This window comes from Sphingomonas sp. (assembly GCF_036402235.1).
Lineage (GTDB): Bacteria > Pseudomonadota > Alphaproteobacteria > Sphingomonadales > Sphingomonadaceae > Sphingomonas.
Map to the genome: position 1 here is coordinate 95,933 of NZ_DASWTG010000054.1, position 15,437 is coordinate 111,369.

At 68.1% G+C, this 15,437-nt stretch carries 14 protein-coding genes and 1 tRNA gene; 3 read left to right on the forward strand and 12 right to left on the reverse strand.

What is annotated here, in order from left to right; all coding sequences use genetic code 11:
• Positions 1-361 precede the first annotated feature (361 nt).
• The 4 genes from VGD28_RS11140 to VGD28_RS11155 form a co-directional block, all read right to left on the reverse strand.
• On the reverse strand, positions 362-3,151 hold the full coding sequence (locus VGD28_RS11140) for a valine--tRNA ligase (protein ID WP_331028415.1): 2,790 nt from the start codon (positions 3,149-3,151) through the stop codon (positions 362-364).
• 36 nt (positions 3,152-3,187) lie between these two features.
• Positions 3,188-3,637, reverse strand: coding sequence for a DUF2497 domain-containing protein (locus tag VGD28_RS11145; protein WP_331028416.1), 450 nt, complete (start codon positions 3,635-3,637; stop codon positions 3,188-3,190).
• 90 nt (positions 3,638-3,727) lie between these two features.
• The gene (locus VGD28_RS11150; protein WP_331028417.1) at positions 3,728-5,245 is read right to left on the reverse strand and encodes a TolC family outer membrane protein; all 1,518 of its coding nucleotides are present in this window, start codon (positions 5,243-5,245) and stop codon (positions 3,728-3,730) included.
• A gap of 13 nt (positions 5,246-5,258) precedes the next feature.
• Positions 5,259-5,921: a protein-L-isoaspartate O-methyltransferase gene (locus VGD28_RS11155; protein WP_331028418.1), complete on the reverse strand. Its 663-nt coding sequence runs from the start codon at positions 5,919-5,921 to the stop codon at positions 5,259-5,261.
• A gap of 191 nt (positions 5,922-6,112) precedes the next feature.
• On the opposite strand from VGD28_RS11155, the gene VGD28_RS11160 reads away from it, so the two are divergent.
• A tRNA-Cys gene (locus tag VGD28_RS11160) sits at positions 6,113-6,186 on the forward strand.
• 15 nt (positions 6,187-6,201) lie between these two features.
• Here the strand turns inward: VGD28_RS11160 and VGD28_RS11165 are convergent.
• From VGD28_RS11165 to recR, 5 genes are all read right to left on the reverse strand, one after another.
• The gene (locus VGD28_RS11165) at positions 6,202-6,474 is read right to left on the reverse strand and encodes a hypothetical protein (RefSeq protein WP_331028419.1); all 273 of its coding nucleotides are present in this window, start codon (positions 6,472-6,474) and stop codon (positions 6,202-6,204) included.
• Between the two features lie 18 nt (positions 6,475-6,492).
• Complete coding sequence (locus tag VGD28_RS11170; RefSeq protein WP_331028420.1) at positions 6,493-7,377, reverse strand: DUF3011 domain-containing protein; 885 nt, start codon at positions 7,375-7,377, stop codon at positions 6,493-6,495.
• A gap of 108 nt (positions 7,378-7,485) precedes the next feature.
• Positions 7,486-8,847, reverse strand: coding sequence for a DNA recombination protein RmuC (locus tag VGD28_RS11175; protein ID WP_331028421.1), 1,362 nt, complete (start codon positions 8,845-8,847; stop codon positions 7,486-7,488).
• Positions 8,848-9,006: 159 nt separating this feature from the next.
• Positions 9,007-9,534: a peptide deformylase gene (gene def, locus VGD28_RS11180; protein WP_331028422.1), complete on the reverse strand. Its 528-nt coding sequence runs from the start codon at positions 9,532-9,534 to the stop codon at positions 9,007-9,009.
• A 43-nt stretch (positions 9,535-9,577) separates the two neighbouring features.
• Positions 9,578-10,174, reverse strand: a complete 597-nt coding sequence (gene recR / locus VGD28_RS11185; RefSeq protein WP_331028423.1) for a recombination mediator RecR — start codon at positions 10,172-10,174, stop codon at positions 9,578-9,580.
• A 140-nt stretch (positions 10,175-10,314) separates the two neighbouring features.
• On the opposite strand from recR, the gene fmt reads away from it, so the two are divergent.
• Together fmt and truA are read left to right on the forward strand one after the other, a co-directional pair.
• Positions 10,315-11,277, forward strand: a complete 963-nt coding sequence (fmt, locus tag VGD28_RS11190; protein WP_331028424.1) for a methionyl-tRNA formyltransferase — start codon at positions 10,315-10,317, stop codon at positions 11,275-11,277.
• Positions 11,274-12,014, forward strand: coding sequence for a tRNA pseudouridine(38-40) synthase TruA (gene truA / locus VGD28_RS11195; protein ID WP_331028425.1), 741 nt, complete (start codon positions 11,274-11,276; stop codon positions 12,012-12,014). The genes fmt and truA overlap by 4 nt, the downstream gene beginning before the upstream one ends.
• Before the next feature lie 101 nt (positions 12,015-12,115).
• On the opposite strand, the gene VGD28_RS11200 is transcribed toward truA, so the two are convergent.
• From VGD28_RS11200 to VGD28_RS11210, 3 genes are read right to left on the reverse strand one after another with little or no spacing between them, the layout of a single operon-like run.
• Positions 12,116-13,312 (reverse strand): class I SAM-dependent RNA methyltransferase, encoded by a 1,197-nt coding sequence (locus tag VGD28_RS11200; RefSeq protein WP_331028426.1) that lies wholly within the window; start codon positions 13,310-13,312, stop codon positions 12,116-12,118.
• Complete coding sequence (locus tag VGD28_RS11205) at positions 13,309-14,721, reverse strand: NAD(P)H-hydrate dehydratase (RefSeq protein ID WP_331028427.1); 1,413 nt, start codon at positions 14,719-14,721, stop codon at positions 13,309-13,311. Before VGD28_RS11205 ends, VGD28_RS11200 begins: the two co-directional genes overlap by 4 nt.
• On the reverse strand, positions 14,721-15,431 hold the full coding sequence (locus VGD28_RS11210) for an N-acetylmuramoyl-L-alanine amidase (RefSeq protein ID WP_331028428.1): 711 nt from the start codon (positions 15,429-15,431) through the stop codon (positions 14,721-14,723). Before VGD28_RS11210 ends, VGD28_RS11205 begins: the two co-directional genes overlap by 1 nt.
• Positions 15,432-15,437 lie beyond the last annotated feature (6 nt).

The following is a 15,437-nucleotide window of genomic DNA, read 5'->3' on the forward strand; positions in this document are numbered from 1 at the left end:
GCTGAGTCGGTCGAGATCGCGGGCGTGCCTCATCGCGCGGCTTTGTGGGACAGGCCGCGGGGCGGCGCAAGCCTCGGCCGGCGGGGATCTGACGCGAAACCATTTTCCTACAGCCCCGCTTTCGCGATATCTGGTCGGTCCCATGATCGACCGGGACAATAGCCTTCCGCTTCATACCGCCGCGCGGGTGACGCATACCCGCCGCTTCGGCGGCGCGCGGGTGGCGCGTCGCTGGCGCGCGACTGGCGCGCGGGTGCCGCGTCACCGGAGCGAATCCAGCGCGTCACTGGCGCAAAGGCGTCGCGTCGCAGTCGCTTCGGCCGGAAAACCGGCGTTTCGAGTCAAGTTTGTCAGCCGGTCGTCAACCCAGCCGACCCAGCGCCGCCTGAAGCCGCGCCGCCTCGGCCGATTTCTCGGCATGGTCGGCGCGTGCCTTCTCGACCGCCTCGGGCTTGGCCTTTTCGGCGAAGGCGGGATTGGACAGGCGCGCGTTCAGGCTGTCGCGCTCCTTCTCCGCGGCGGCGATCGCCTTGGTCAGGCGCGCGCGCTCGGCGTCGAGATCGATCACGCCTTCGAGCGGGAGGACAAAGGTCGCTTCGTCGACCACGATCTGCAGCGCGCCGCCCGCGGGCGCATCGCCCTCGGCACGATCGACGCGAGCGAGACGGCCCAGCACCGCGTCCTGCCGCACCAGCCGCTCGGCGGTGTCGGCGTGGGCGTCGCGCACGAACAGCGGCAGCCGCGCACCCGGGGGGACGTTGAGCTCGGTCCGCGCCGCACGCAACTCGCTCACCAGCCGGATCAGCCAGTCGATTTCCTTCACCGCCTCCGGATCGAGCGCCCGCGCATCGGCCATCGGCCATTTGGCGGTGATCAGCGGATAGTCGGGGCGATCGCCCAGCTTCGACCACAGCTCCTCGGTGATGAAGGGCATGAACGGGTGCAGCAGGACCAGGATCTGGTCGAGCACCCAGCCGGCGACCAACCGCGTCTCTTCCGCACCCTCGGCCCCTTCGGTCTGGAGGACCGGCTTGATGAGCTCGAGATACCAGTCGCAGAAGCGGCTCCAGGTGAACTGGTAGATCGCGTTGGCCGCCTCGTCGAAGCGATAGTCGGCGAAGGCGAGGTCCATCGCCTGCACCGTCGCCACGGTCTCTGCGACGATCCACTTGTTGACCGCGAGCGTCGCTTCGGGCGGCTCGATATGCTCGCTCGCACGGATGCCGTTGGACTGGGCAAAGCGCGCGGCGTTCCACAGCTTGGTCGCGAAGTTGCGATAGCCCTCGACGCGCTTCTCATCCATCTTCACGTCGCGGCCCTGGCTCTCCATCGCCGCCATGAAGAAGCGCAGCGCGTCGGCGCCATAGCGGTCGATCAGGCCCAGCGGATCGACGACGTTGCCCTTGGACTTGGACATTTTCTGCCCGTCCGCCGCTCGGACAAGTCCGTGGAGATACAGGGTCTTGAACGGCACTTCCTTCATGAAGTGCAAACCCTGCATCATCATCCGCGCATCCCAGAAGAACAGGATGTCGAAGCCGGAGATGAGCACGTCATTGGGATAGCGGCCGCCGAGCGTGGAGTCGGTCGTCTCGGGCCAGCCCATCGTCGCGAACGGCCACAGCGCCGAGGAGAACCAGGTGTCGAGCACGTCCTCGTCGCGCCTCAGCGCAACGCCCTGCCCGGCTTGCGCCTGCGCTTCTTCCTCGGTCTCGGCGACGAAGATACGGCCATCCTCGGCATACCAGGCCGGGATGCGATGGCCCCACCACAATTGCCGCGAGACGCACCACGGCTGGATGTTCTCCATCCAGTTGAAATAGGTCTTTTCCCAGCTCTTCGGCACGACCTTGGTCGCACCCGAGCGGACCGCCTCGATCGCCGGCTTGGCCAGCGTCGCGGCATCGACATACCATTGGTCGGTCAGCATCGGCTCGATCACCACGCCGCCGCGGTCGCCGAAGGGCTGCATGATCTGCTTGTCCTCGACCTTGATCATCAGGCCGTCGGCATCGATGTCGGCGACGACCCGCTTGCGCGCCTCGTAGCGGTCGAGCCCGCGATAGGCCTCGGGCACCAGATTGAGCGTATCGACTTCGGCCGCCGTCCAGGCAGCGCCGCCAGCGATCTGCTGCGCGCGCGCTGCGGCCTCGGCATAGGGCGCACCGTCCGCGCGCATCGCGGCGTTCTCGTCCATCAGCCGGTACATCGGGATGCCGTTGCGCTGAGCGACACCATAGTCGTTCTCGTCATGCGCGCCGGTGATCTTGACCGCGCCCGAGCCGAAATGGGGATCGGGATAGTCGTCGGTGATGATCGGGATCTGACGGCGCAGCGCCTTGGGGCCGACCGGGATCTCGCAGAGTTTGCCGACGATCGGGCGGTAGCGCTCGTCATCGGGGTGCACCGCGACCGCGCCGTCACCCAGCATCGTCTCGGGCCGGGTGGTCGCGATCGAGATGTAATCGCGCTCTTCCTCCAGCACGACGTTCCCGTCAGCGTCACGCTCGACATAAATATAGGTCTCACCGCCCGCGAGCGGGTATTTGAAGTGCCACATATGGCCCTGCACCGGGCGCGATTCGACCTCGAGGTCGGAGATCGCAGTCTTGAGCGCGGGGTCCCAGTTCACCAGCCGCTTGTCGCGGTAGATCAGCCCCTGCTTGTGCAGCTCGACGAACACCTTGAGCACGGCCTTCGAGAAGCCTTCGTCCATCGTGAAGCGCTCGTTGGACCAGTCCATCGAGCAGCCGAGGCGGCGGAGCTGGCGGGTGATCGTGCCGCCGCTCTCCTCCTTCCACTCCCAGACTTTCTTGACGAAATCCTCGCGGGAATAGTTGGTGCGCTTGTCCTGCCGCTCGGCGAGCTGGCGCTCGACCACCATCTGCGTGGCGATACCGGCATGGTCGGTGCCCACCACCCAGCGCGCGTCCTTGCCCTTGAGCCGCGCATGACGCACCAGGATGTCCTGCAGCGTGTTGTCGAGCGCGTGGCCGATATGGAGGCTGCCGGTGACGTTGGGCGGCGGGTTTACGATCGTCCACGGCTCCGCGCCGGGACGCTCGGGCCGGAACAGGCCATTCGTTTCCCAATGCGCGTACCAGCGCGATTCGATTTCAGCCGGGTCGAAAGTCTTGGGGAGTTCGCTCATGCCCCGCCCTTAACGGGCGTATCGGGCAAGGCAAGATCAGTCGCGGCCCGCGGTAATCCGTGCGATCTCGCGCTGAACCATCTCCTCGACCATCCGCGGCAGGTTGGCGTCGAGCCATTCGCGCAGCATCGGGCGGAGCAGCTCGCGCACGAGGCCCTCCAGCGTATCGCTGCCCGCGACATCGGGCTTCACGATCAGCCGCGAAAGCGCTTCGAGCGGCCCGCGGCTCGCTTGCGCGGTCGTGGCGGAGAGAATCGGTTCGGCGGGCGCCTCGGCCTGGGCGGATTCCTCGGGCGGGAGCGATTCGGCGGGTGCCGGCTCGCTCAGCTCGAGAATCTCCTCCTCGTCCACCGCCGGCAGGGGCGGCGTGGCGCGCGCGGGACGGCGGGTGCGGGCCGTGACCGCACTCTCGCCCTCTTCGGCGATGATCCGTTTGATCGAGGACAGGATGTCCTCCATCGACGGCTCGTTGCTGACGTCCCCCATTTCGTTGTTCCCGCGTTAGGGATAACCAAACCCGCCAAGTGTCGGATTTGGCGGGTAGCTGTCAACCATCACCCCTTAAGAATCCGACAATCAGCGCGCGCCGATAGGATCAACGGGCCCGGAAACGCTGGGATTCTGCGCCGGGCTGTCGATTGTGCGCGTGCCCTGGGCGGTCGGCTTGGGGCCGTCGCTCCAGTCGCCCCAGCGGCGGCGCGAGTCCTTGTAGTGCGCGACCGGATCGTAGAGCGGCCCGCCGTCGAGGCCCAGATCCGCGGCCTCGGCCCGGCCCATCGACGCGAGCAGCGCGAACCCGGCGACATAGGCGTCGCGCTCGGCGGTCACATAGGTGACCTGGCTGTTGAGCAATTCCTGCTCGGCGTTGAGGATGTCGAGGATGGTGCGCGTGCCGACGCTGTTCTCGGCGCGCACGCCCTCCAGCGAAAGCCGGTTGGCGTCCACCGCGATTCGCGCCGACTGGATCACCTCCAGCGCCGAACGATAGCTCGCAAAGGCCGAGCGGACATTGGCGATGACGTTGCGCTCGGTCGAGGTGACGGTCTCGAGCGCGGCCGACTGGCGCGCCTGCGCCTGGCGCACGCGCGCGGCGGGCGCACCGCCCTGGAACAGCGGCAGCGACAGGGTCACACCCGCGCTGGTGGCGATGCCGTCATTCTGCGGCTCCACGCCCCCGCCGCCAAGCTGGAGGCCGCCCGAGTTCATGTTGTTGAAATAGTTGCTCGACGTCCCCACCGACAGCGTCGGCAGGCGCGAGGCGCGGGCGACCTTCACGTCATATCCCGCCGCCTTCGCTGCCTTGCCGGCTGCGTCGAGGCTGGGATTCTCCTCCATCGCCACGCTCACCGCGCTTCCGGCATCGCCGGGCAGCCCGGGCAGCGGCGGCGGCGGCGCCAGTTCACCCGGCGGCGAGCCGACGACGCGGATATAGCTCTCGCGGCTGGTGATCAGCTGCGCCTGTGCGCCCTGCAGCTGGCCGCGGGCGATCGCCAGGCGTGCCTCGGACTGCGCGACGTCGGTGCGCGTCAGGTCGCCGACTTCGAACCGGTCCTTCGCGGCGCGAAGGTTCACTTCGAGCACATTCACATTCTGCTGGTTGAGCCGGACGATCGCCTCGTCGCGGATGACGTTCATGTACGCTGCGACGACGTTGGTGAACAGGTTCGCTTCGGCAGTGCGCAGGTTCGCCTGCCCTGCCTCGACCCGCGCATCGGCCGCCCGGATCGAGTTGGACACGCTGCCGCCGCTGTAGATCGGCGCGGACAGGTTGATGCCTGCCGTCACCTGACGCACCGGGCTGACGCCGTTGTAGTTGCTGTTGTAGGTATTCTCGGTGTAGCCGGCGGTCGAGCGCGCGGAAGGAAGCCCTTCGGCTCGCGCGATCGGCACATTCTCGTCCGTCGCGCGCAGATTGGCGCGCTCCGCCAGGATATCCGGGTTGGTCGCATAGGCCTGAACCATCGCCTCGCGCAGGCTCGTCACCGGCGCGACGGGAGCGAGCGGGGCCTGCGCGGGCGGCGGCGCGGTCTGCGCCACGGCGGGAAGCGCGAGGCCGGCAACACTCACACCGGCAAGGAAATGGCTCAATCGCATGCGTCTGTCTTTCTCAGAATTTGAACCCGCGGGGCTTCTCGAACCCGGGAAGCACGACACATTCGACGTCGGCGAACGGCTTCAGGCCGAAGCCACCCTCGCTGCGCACGCCCGAAGCGAGGCGCGTGACGCCGCGATCGACCAATCCCGCCACGATTCGGCCGCCGGGCGCCACCTGCGCGGCCAGCGAGACCGGAAGCTCCTCCACCGCGCCATCGACGATCAGCACGTCATAGGGCGCGCCGGCGGCATGGCCATCGGCAAGCGGCGCTTCGGCCAGCTCGACGCTCCCTTCCAGCGCGGCGCGTGCCGCGCCGGCGAGCGCCGGATCAGCCTCGACCGCCACCACCTTCGCCGCCAGCTTCGCCGCGACCGCCGCGGCATAGCCACCCGCGGCGCCGACGATCAGCACCTTGTCCTGCGGCTGGAGACGCGCTTCGGTGAGCAGCAGGCCGGTCGCGAGCGGCGGGTTCTGCAGGCGGCCATTGCCCAGCGGCAGCGGCCGGTCGCGATAGGCCAGCGCGCGCTGCGATTCGGGCAGGAACCTCTCCCGTTCGACTTGCGCCATCGCCGCCACGACGCGCGCGTCGCTGACGCCGCTGGTGCGCAGCTGGCTCGCCACCATCGCGGCGCGTGCGGCTTCGGAACCGGGAAGTTCGACAGTTGCGGTCATCATCACTCCAGCCCTGTTTGCACAACTGTTATAGTCATGCAATACACTTGTTCGATTGGCGCGCTTGTATCTCGTGGCAGTCGCATAGCCAAGCAAGTGGGCCACACCAAGTGGGCGACGGGGGCGAACGCAATTTTCGTAGCCAAGTGTTGACATGCGCCACGCCCCCGCGCACATCGCCCGCTCGCTCCCGAGGCCCGATGGCGGAGTGGTTACGCAGAGGACTGCAAATCCTTGCACGCCGGTTCGATTCCGGCTCGGGCCTCCACAGCGCGCGAGGGTGCTATCCGCCGCCCTCTTCCCCCTGCGACCGAACCATCAGGTCCATGAAGTTCCGCGCAGCATCCCGGTCCGCTTCATCCTTGAACGCGACGTCGAGATCCGGCGCGGCGCCGAGCAGGTGCATCACCGCCCACAGCGCGAAGCGACGCGCGCGGTCCTTCTCCAGCCCGAAATCGACCCGCATCCGCTCGACCCCGGCCTCGATCGCCGAGGGCGGGATCGAGGCGAGGTCGGCGGAGCCGAAGTAGCGGCGCAACTGATCGTCGAAATCCATTGCGCCGTCCCTAAGCCCTCAGCTCGTGAAGTCGAGCTGAACCACCTTAGTCGGGGTCGCGCGGCAATAGAAGGGCGTCGTCCGTTCCCCGTCCGGATAGGTCGCGGTCAGATCGGCCGCGAAGCGCCAGCCGCCATTGCCCGGCTCGATGCTGGTGATCCGGTCGAGACGCAGTCGCGTGCCGCCGGTGACGCCGATCTGGCGCGACGCCTCAAACAGACAAGTCTGCAATGAAGGCCGGGCCTCCGAGCGGACCAGATTGAGATCGGCCGAAAGTGCCGCGGGCGGACCCGGCGGGTAACTGGTCGGGGCTTCCGTCGCCGGCGCGTTCGGCTTCTTGTTCTTGCTCGCGAGCAGGGCGATCAGGCCCGCCGCCACCGCGACACCACCGATGATCAGGCCAGTGCTCGGCCCCTTATCCCGGTCGGGATAGCCGGGTTGCCAGCCGCCACCGCCCCAGTTGTTGCCATAGCCATAGGCAAACTGGGCGCGGCAATTGCGCACCCAGATCGAGCGCCGATCATAGCCCCAGCCGCGCCCCTGGTTGCAGACGCCGCCATTGGCGCGGATCAGCATGACGCGGTTCTGCGTGTTGACGTTGCAGTAGCGCGTGCGGCTGTTGCGCGATTCGCAGGTGATGCTGCCGGCATAGCCCTGGCCATAGCCGGGATTGGGACGCGGCGGCTGCGGACGCACCGGGCGGGGCGGCTGGGGGCGGATCGGACGCGGCGGCTGGATCTCGGGGCGGACCGGTTGTGGCAGCGGCACGGGGCGATCAGGCACCGGCTGGGGCAGCGGGACCGGGCGCTCCTGCGGCGCCGGCCTTGTCTGCGCCATCAGCGGCGTGATGCTCTGGGTGACGAGTGCGGTGGACAAGACCACCAGCTTCAACGTGCTTTTCATGCGCGGACTCCCCTGTTTGGAACGCGGCCGGCCAAGTCGTTTCGCCCTCAGTATAGATCGAACGCCGCGCACCCGCACGGAAAATCAACGTAAAGAGAAGCTTGCCCCCTATTCCGCAGCCTGCGCGGGCGGCTCCTCCGAGTCGGGCGTTTCGGCGTAGCTGGCGAGCAGCTCGACCGGGGCGACGCTCTCGATCTCGCGCGCGCCGGTTTCGACGTTGAGGTCCTTGAGCTTGCGCGCCGACACCAGAGCACGGGTCTCGAGGCTGCTGGCGAAGGTATTGAAATTCTTGACTGCGCTGTTGAGACCGGTGCCAACGACGCGCAGGTCCTGCATCGCCTTGGCCAGCCGGTCGTACAGCTCCTTGCCGAGCTCGCCGATCTGGCGCGCTTCCTTGGCCATCTTTTCCTGCCGCCACACCGCGGCGACGGTGCGCGCGATGGCGATCAGGTTGGTGGGGGTCGCGAGCAGCACACGCTTCTCGAACGCGAAATCCCACAGGCCGTGATCGTGCTCGAGCGCGGCGGAGAGGAAATGCTCGCCGGGAACGAACATGATGACGTAATCGGGCGCTTCGTCGAACTGGGTCCAGTACGCCTTGTTGCCGAGGGCATTGATGTGGTTCTTCATCGACGCCGCGTGCTGGGCGAGGCCGGCCTGGCGTTCACTCTCCTCCACCGCGCCGAACGCATCCTGATAAGCGTTCAATGACACCTTGGCGTCGATCACCAGCGCCTTGCCGCCGGGCACGCGGACGATGGCGTCGGGGCGGAGGCGTCCGCCCTCCTCCTGCGCGACGCTAACCTCGGTCGCAAAATCGGTGTGCTCGGACAGGCCACAGGTCTCGAGCACGTTCTTGAGCTGCTGCTCGCCCCAGCGGCCGCGCGACTTGGGGGCGTTGCGCAGCGAGTTGACCAGCTTCGCCGCCTCGCTGCTCACCCGCTCCTGCCCGATCCGCATCTGCTCGATCTGGCCCTTCAATTCGCCGAACGCGTCGCGGCGCTCGGCCTCGACCTTGGCGACGCCCTCCTCATAGCGCTGGAGGCGTTCGTTGACCGGCTGGAGCAGCGCCTTGAGGTTCTGGCCCGCGGTGACCTCGGACTGCTTGAAGCGGTCCTCGGCGCGCTTGAGGAAGGCTTCCTGGGTCTCGCTCAGCATCTGCCCGGCGAGCTCGCGGAACTGGCCGGTCAGCCGCTGCTCGAACCCGTCGGCCTTGACGCGCAGCTCGGTTAGCTGGAGCCTGGCGATGTCGCGCTCGTCGCGGATCGCATCGAGCTGGTCGCGCAGCTCGGGAAGCTCCTTGAGCCGCTCCTCAGCCCCGGCGAGATCGACGATCGCCGCCTTGAAATCGGCTTCGCGCTTGTCACGCTCGGCACGGATCTCGGCGATGCGGCGGCTCGCGACGAACCAGCCGACGGCGCCGCCGAGCAGCAGGGCGAAGATCAGGGCAAGGGCGAATTCAAGCGTCACGGTTCCTCACGCGAGGTTGACAAGGTTGACACAAAACACGTGTGTCGCGCGGAGGTGACAAGCGGCCGCCTCCCCGCGGCAAGCGAGGAACATAGCCCGAACGGACGCTGTAGGACAGGGTTAATTGCGGCGCGTGCAACCGCGTGCCGCAACGGGACGTCAGGCCGCCGCCTTGCGCGCCTTGTTGAGCTTCCGCATGATCATCTCGCGCTTGAGGCGCGAGAGATGGTCGAGGAAGACGATGCCTTCCAGATGATCCATCTCGTGCTGGATGCAGGTCGCGAGCAGGCCGGTGAACACTTCGTCATGCGGCTTGCCGTGCTCGTCCAGCCATTTGACGCGGCACGTCGCGGGGCGATCGACATCGGCGAACTGATCGGGGACCGACAGGCATCCCTCGGTATAAGTGTTCTGATCCTCGGACGGGTCGAGGATCTCGGGGTTGATGAACACGCGCGGCTCGCGGATCGGCTTGCCTTCCTCGTCCTCCTGCTCCTGCAGGTCCATGACGATGACTCGCTTGGGCACGCCGACCTGGATCGCGGCAAGGCCGATGCCGGGGGCGGCGTACATCGTCTCGAACATGTCGGCGATCAGCGCGCGCAGTTCATCATCGACCTTGTCAACAGGGGTGGACACCAGCTTGAGGCGCGGATCGGGGACTTCGAGGATCGGAAGAATAGACATGGCTGCAATTTAGCGCTGCCGGGGTCCGGCTTCAAGGAAAGGATCAGGCCACCGGCCGCCGCGCGCGTAGCGCCTGGGCGAGCGTGCCCTCGTCGAGATAGTCGAGCTCGCCCCCGACGGGCAGGCCGTGGGCGAGCTGGGTGAGGCGCACGGGGCGACTCTCCAGCCGCTCGGCAATGTAATGGGCGGTGGTCTGGCCTTCGAGCGTGGCATTCATCGCCAGCACCACCTCATCGATCCCGCCCGCGGCGACGCGGCTGATGAGGCTGTCGATCGCGAGATCCTCGGGCCGCACGCCGTCAAGCGCGGAAAGCTTGCCGCCGAGGACATGGAAGCGGCCGGGGAACAGGCGCGAGCGTTCGAGCGCCCATAGGTCGGCGACTTCCTCCACCACGCAGAGCTGGCGTGTGTCGCGGCGGGGATCGGCGCAGATCGCGCAAGGGTCTGACGTGTCCACGTTGCCGCAGGTGCCGCAGGTGGCGAGCCGTTGACTGACCGCGGTGAGCGCAGCGAGCAGCGGGTCGAGCGCGGTCTCACGCTTCTTGAGCAGGTGCAGCACCGCGCGCCGTGCCGAGCGCGGGCCAAGGCCAGGCAGGCGCGACAGGGCCTGGGTCAGGGTTTCGATCTCGGGCGAGGCCATATTGCGCCAATCCCTAGCCGTTCGCTCTGAGCTTGTCGAAGCCCTGTTCTTCCGTAGATGTGAAGAAAAGCGGCCCTTCGACAAGCTCAGGGCGAACGGTTTTTGTTGCGCGGGGTTGCACTTGATCCGAAAGGCCCTCCATGCGGATCATCTTCATGGGAACGCCGGAATTTGCCGTGCCGACGCTCGACGCGCTGGTCGAGGCGGGTCACGACGTCGTGGCGGCGTACAGCCAGCCGCCGCGCGCGGGCGGGCGGCGCGGCAAGGCGCTGACCCCCTCCCCCGTCCACGCCCGCGCCGAAGCGCTGGGGATCGAGGTGCGCACGCCGCTGTCGTTCAGGAAGGACCCGGAGGCTGTGGCGGCGTTCGCGGTGCTCGAGGCCGATGTCGCGGTGGTCGCGGCCTATGGCCTGATTCTGCCGGTGAGCGTGCTGGAAGCGCCGCGGCTCGGGTGCATGAATGTCCACGCCTCGCTCCTCCCGCGCTGGCGCGGGGCAGCGCCGATCCAGCGCGCGATCCTGGCCGGGGACGCGGAGACCGGCGTGGGGATCATGCAGATGGAGGCTGGCCTCGATACCGGGCCGGTGCGGCTGGAAGGGCGGACCCCGGTCGCGGGCAAAACCGCGGGCGAGCTGACCGACGAGCTGGCCGCGATGGGTGCGCGGCTGATGGTGCGGGTTCTGGCTGATGTGAAGGCCTATCCGGCGGTGGTGCAGGCCGAGGACGGCGTTACCTACGCCTCCAAGATCGACAAGGCGGAGGCTCGGCTGGATTTCGCGCAGGATGCTGAGGCGGTCGAGCGGCAGGTACTCGCATTCAACCCGCCGGGGGCGTTCTTCGAGGTGAACGGCGAGCGCGTGCGCGTGCTCGAAACCACCCGTCATCCCAGCGAAAGCTGGGATCTCTCGTCGTCGAGCGCCACGCTTGCCGCACGAGACCCCAGCTTTCGCTGGGGTGACGGGATTGTTCTGGATGACAAGCTAACGATCGCATGCGCTACGGGCGCGATCCGGCCGACGCTGGTGCAGCGCGCCGGGCGTGGCGTCATGACCACTGCCGAGCTGCTCAACGGCTTCCCCATCCCGGCGGGAACTCAGCTTTGACCCGCTTCGCGCTGACCATCGAATATGACGGCCGGCCCTTCATGGGCTGGCAGCATCAGGACCATGGGCCAAGCGTGCAGCAGGCGATCGAGGAGGCCCTGCACGGCATCACCGGCGAGGACGCGCTGGTCCATGCCGCTGGGCGCACCGATGCGGGCGTGCATGCGCTGGCGATGCGAGCGCATACCGAGATCGGGAAGGACATCGCACCCTTCCGGCTGATGGAGGCGCTCAATGCGCATCTGCGAAATGTGCCGGTGGCGATCCTGGCGTGCGAGACGGTGGCGGACGACTGGCATGCGCGCTTCTCGTGCATCGCGCGGCATTATGTGTACCGGATCGTCAACCGCCGCGCGCCGCTGACCTTCGACAAGGGGCTGAAATGGCGCGTTCCGGCCGAGCTGGACGCGGCGGCGATGCACGATGCCGCGCAATTGCTGGTGGGGCTGCATGACTTCACCACCTTCCGCTCGGCGCATTGTCAGTCGGCGAGCGCGCTCAAGACGCTCGACCGGCTCGACGTGGTGCGCGAGGGCGATGAGATCAGCGTGTTCGCCTCGGCCCGCTCGTTCCTGCATCATCAGGTGCGATCGATGGTCGGATGCCTGGCGATGGTCGGGCGCGGGCAATGGAGCGCGGGCGATCTGCGCGATGCCCTGGAGGCGAAGGATCGCGCCGCGCTGGGGCTGAACGCGCCGCCGGATGGGCTGTATTTCGTTCGGGCGGATTACCCCTGAGTCCTTCCGTTCGCCCTGAGCTTGTCGAAGGGCCGTCTTTCCTTTCAGACGCCAGAAGAAGAACAATGCTTCGACAAGCTCAGCACGAACGGTGAAAAGGGTTAGCGGCTGAACCGCGCCGCCAACTCGGCATGGGTCGACCAGCGGAACTGACCGACCGGAAGCACCCAGTCGAGACGATAGCCGCCTTCAATCAAAGTCTTGGCATCACGCGCGAAGGTATTGGGATTGCACGAGACGTAGGCGACTACCGGTGCCTTGGACGCGGCGATCTGCTCGACCTGCTCCTTCGCGCCCGCACGTGGCGGATCGAGGATTAAGGCATCGAACAGATCGAGTTCCTTCGGCACCAGCGGGCGGCGGAACAGGTCGCGATGCTCGGCGAAAACCGGGCGCTGCGCTGCGCCTGCGGCAGCCTTGAGCGACAGGATCGCCTCGCGCGCGCCCTCCCCGGCATAGACCTTGGCGCCCGGGTCCATCGCCAGCGCGAAGGTGCCGAGGCCGGCGAACAGGTCAGCGACCGCCTTCGCGCCACCGATCGCTTCGCGCACCGCGGCGACCAGCGCCGCCTCGCCCTCCGGCGTCGCCTGGAGGAAGCTGGCGGGCGGGAACGGCACAGGGACACCGCCGAAGCTGACCGTCACCGGCTCGGGCTCCCAGCGCGGCTCGGGGCCAAGGCCATCGTCGACCGATAACCGGGCGAGGCGGTGGCGCTGGGCGAAAGCGGTGATCGCCTCGACCGCACTCAAACTGTCGGTGACCAACCCCTCGACCAGCACGTCCGGTCCCTGGTCGGTGAGCGCGAGATGGACGTTGACGCGGCGGTTGGCGGGGAGATGCGCGGCGAGCAACCCGCGCAACGGCTGAAGCAGCGCGAACAGGCGCGGGTCGAGGATCTCGCACTGCTGGAGGTCGATCAGCCGATGGCTCGATTGCTCGGTAAAGCCTAGATGCACCTGCCGCCCGCGCCGCTCGGCATGGAGCGCGGCGCGGCGGCGGGTGCGCGGCGGGGAGAGCATGGGCGCGCGGATCTCCGCCTCCACCCCCTGCTGCATCAGCGCGCCGGCGATGCGCGCGGTGAGGAACTCGGCATAAGCGCGATCGTCGAGATGCTGGAGCTGGCAGCCGCCGCATTCGGGGAAATGGCGGCATGGCGGCGCCTGGTGGCGCGGGCCGGGCTGAAGCGTGCCATCGGCGCGCAGCGTGTCGCCAGGTGCGGCGAGCGGAGCGTGGCGGCCGTCCGCCGTCACGCCGTCCCCGCGCGCCGCGACGCGGACGATGGTCGCGTCCTCGCTCACAGGGCGCGCGCCAGCGCTTGCGGCAGCGCGTCGGCCAGATCGTCGGCGAGGAAGCAGCGGTGTAGCAGCCGTGCGGCTTCGGCATGGAGCCAGACGCCGGCGGAAACGGCTTGCAGGGGCGACTTTGTGCGCTGCGCCAGCATCGTCCCGATCGCGCCTGCCAGCACGTCACCGGTTCCGGCAACCGACAGCCACGGGCTGGCAGGGCTTGCGACAATGGCCCGGCTATTCGACGCAGCGGCCACCGTGTCCGCGCCCTTGAAGACGACCACGGCGTTGCAGCGGCGCGCGGCGCGCTGCGTTTTCGCGATCTTGCTGCCGTCGCCCTCGCCGAACAGCGCCGCAAACTCGCCCGCATGCGGGGTGAGCACGGTGGGCGCATCACGGGTCCTGATCCGATCGAGGTCAAGCAGGTGAAGCGCATCGCCATCGATCACCAGCGGGTGCGGGCTGGCGAGCGCGGCTTCCAGCTTCTCGCGCGCGCGATCGTCGCGGCCGAGGCCGGGGCCGATCACCACCGCGCCGATACGCTTGTCATCGAGCGCGTCCGCGCTCCAGCGGCGGCGGACGATCGCATGCGGCGGATGGGGCAAACCGCCGGTGAGCAGAAGGACATAGCCGGCCCCGGCGCGATAGGCGGCAAGCGCGGCCAGCTCCGACGCGCCGTGCATCGGGCCCGAGACGACCGCGACCATGCCGCGGCTGTATTTGTGGGAAGAGGGCTGCGGCTTCGCGATCCGGGGCACGGCGATCGTGCGGACGGCGGGCTCGGCCGCACCTTCCAGCTCGAGCCCGATATCGACCAGCCGCACGTTGCCGCAATACGCTGCTGCGGGTTGCAGGACGTGGGCGGGCTTGAGCGCGCCGAGCGCGAGCGTCACGTCGAAATCCGCAAGCGTGCACTGCCCGAAATCCCCGCCGCTGTCGGTCTCCGCCCCGCTCGGCAGGTCGACGGCGATCGACAGCCTCGCCTGATCGACGAACGTCTTGATTGCGTGTGCGATCCAAGGAGCCACCGGGCGGGCCAGACCCGTGCCGAACAAGGCATCGACCACCACCGGGGCGCCCGGCAGATCGCCGGGGAAGGGTTCGACCACCCCGGTCCAGCCCTTGCGTGCCTCGATAGCGGCTTCGGTCCGCGGATCGTCGAGCGCCGCGACGCGCACGTCCATCCCCCTGCCCGCCAGCACGCGCGCCGCGACATAGCCGTCGCCGCCATTGTTGCCGGGGCCGCACAGGATCAGCACCGGCGCGCCCGCAGCGAGGCGGTGCACCCATTCAGCCACGCCAGCCCCCGCGCGCTCCATCAGCGCGGACACGCTGGAGCCATCGGCAATCGCGCGATCCTCGGCCGCGCGCATCTGCGCCGCGGTCAGGATCGGCGCGCCGTCGGGCACGCGATCAAGCATCACTCGTCGCCTTGCGGCTTGGGCAGGAGCAGCGCGAGCAGAATCATCCGGCATTCCGCATCGATCGTGCCATCGACCAGCTCGGGCCGGAAGCGGCGCTGGAACGCGACGGTCGCGGCGAGGCCGTCGGTCACGTCATAACCGAACCGCTCGAGCGCGAGCAAGAAACCGCCATCGGTCCAGCCCGGATCCATCAGATTCTTCGTCGGGCGCGGCAGCGCGAGCCGCAGCCGCGCGAGCTTGCCCCATGGGAACAGCTCGCCCGGATCCTGCTTGCGCGCGGGCGCGATGTCCGAATGGCCGACGACATTGCCGCGGGTGATGCCGTAGCGGTTCTTGATCGCCGCGGTCAGGCGGACCACCGACTCGATCTGCTCGTCGGGGAACGGGCGATAGCCGAATTCGTGACCGGGATTGACGATCTCGATCCCGACCGAGGCCGAGTTGATGTCGGTCACGCCGCGCCAGTGCGACTTGCCGGCGTGCCAGGCGCGGTGCGCCTCATCGACCAGCCGGACGATCTGCCCGTCCTCGGCCACCAGCCAGTGGCTCGACACCTTCGCCTCGGGATCGCGCAGGCGCATGATCGCCTCCTCGGCGCTCTGCATCCCGGTATAGTGGAGCACAATGATGCTGACCGGCAGCGTGCGCGCGTCGAAATTGGGCGACGGCGCGTCGATCCACTCAAGCTCGGTCCCGTCCTGCATCATCGAAGC

What these genes read in the sequence shown, in the direction of transcription:
- VGD28_RS11140 (WP_331028415.1), bottom strand. Translation starts at nt 3,151, where the DNA reads ATGAGCGAACTCCCCAAGACTTTCGACCCGGCTGAAATCGAATCGCGC.
- VGD28_RS11145 (WP_331028416.1), bottom strand. Translation starts at nt 3,637, where the DNA reads ATGGGGGACGTCAGCAACGAGCCGTCGATGGAGGACATCCTGTCCTCG.
- VGD28_RS11150 (WP_331028417.1), bottom strand. Translation starts at nt 5,245, where the DNA reads ATGCGATTGAGCCATTTCCTTGCCGGTGTGAGTGTTGCCGGCCTCGCG.
- VGD28_RS11155 (WP_331028418.1), bottom strand. Translation starts at nt 5,921, where the DNA reads ATGATGACCGCAACTGTCGAACTTCCCGGTTCCGAAGCCGCACGCGCC.
- VGD28_RS11165 (WP_331028419.1), bottom strand. Translation starts at nt 6,474, where the DNA reads ATGGATTTCGACGATCAGTTGCGCCGCTACTTCGGCTCCGCCGACCTC.
- VGD28_RS11170 (WP_331028420.1), bottom strand. Translation starts at nt 7,377, where the DNA reads ATGAAAAGCACGTTGAAGCTGGTGGTCTTGTCCACCGCACTCGTCACC.
- def (WP_331028422.1), bottom strand. Translation starts at nt 9,534, where the DNA reads ATGTCTATTCTTCCGATCCTCGAAGTCCCCGATCCGCGCCTCAAGCTG.
- recR (WP_331028423.1), bottom strand. Translation starts at nt 10,174, where the DNA reads ATGGCCTCGCCCGAGATCGAAACCCTGACCCAGGCCCTGTCGCGCCTG.
- fmt (WP_331028424.1), top strand. Translation starts at nt 10,315, where the DNA reads ATGCGGATCATCTTCATGGGAACGCCGGAATTTGCCGTGCCGACGCTC.
- VGD28_RS11205 (WP_331028427.1), bottom strand. Translation starts at nt 14,721, where the DNA reads ATGCTTGATCGCGTGCCCGACGGCGCGCCGATCCTGACCGCGGCGCAG.
- VGD28_RS11210 (WP_331028428.1), bottom strand. Translation starts at nt 15,431, where the DNA reads ATGATGCAGGACGGGACCGAGCTTGAGTGGATCGACGCGCCGTCGCCC.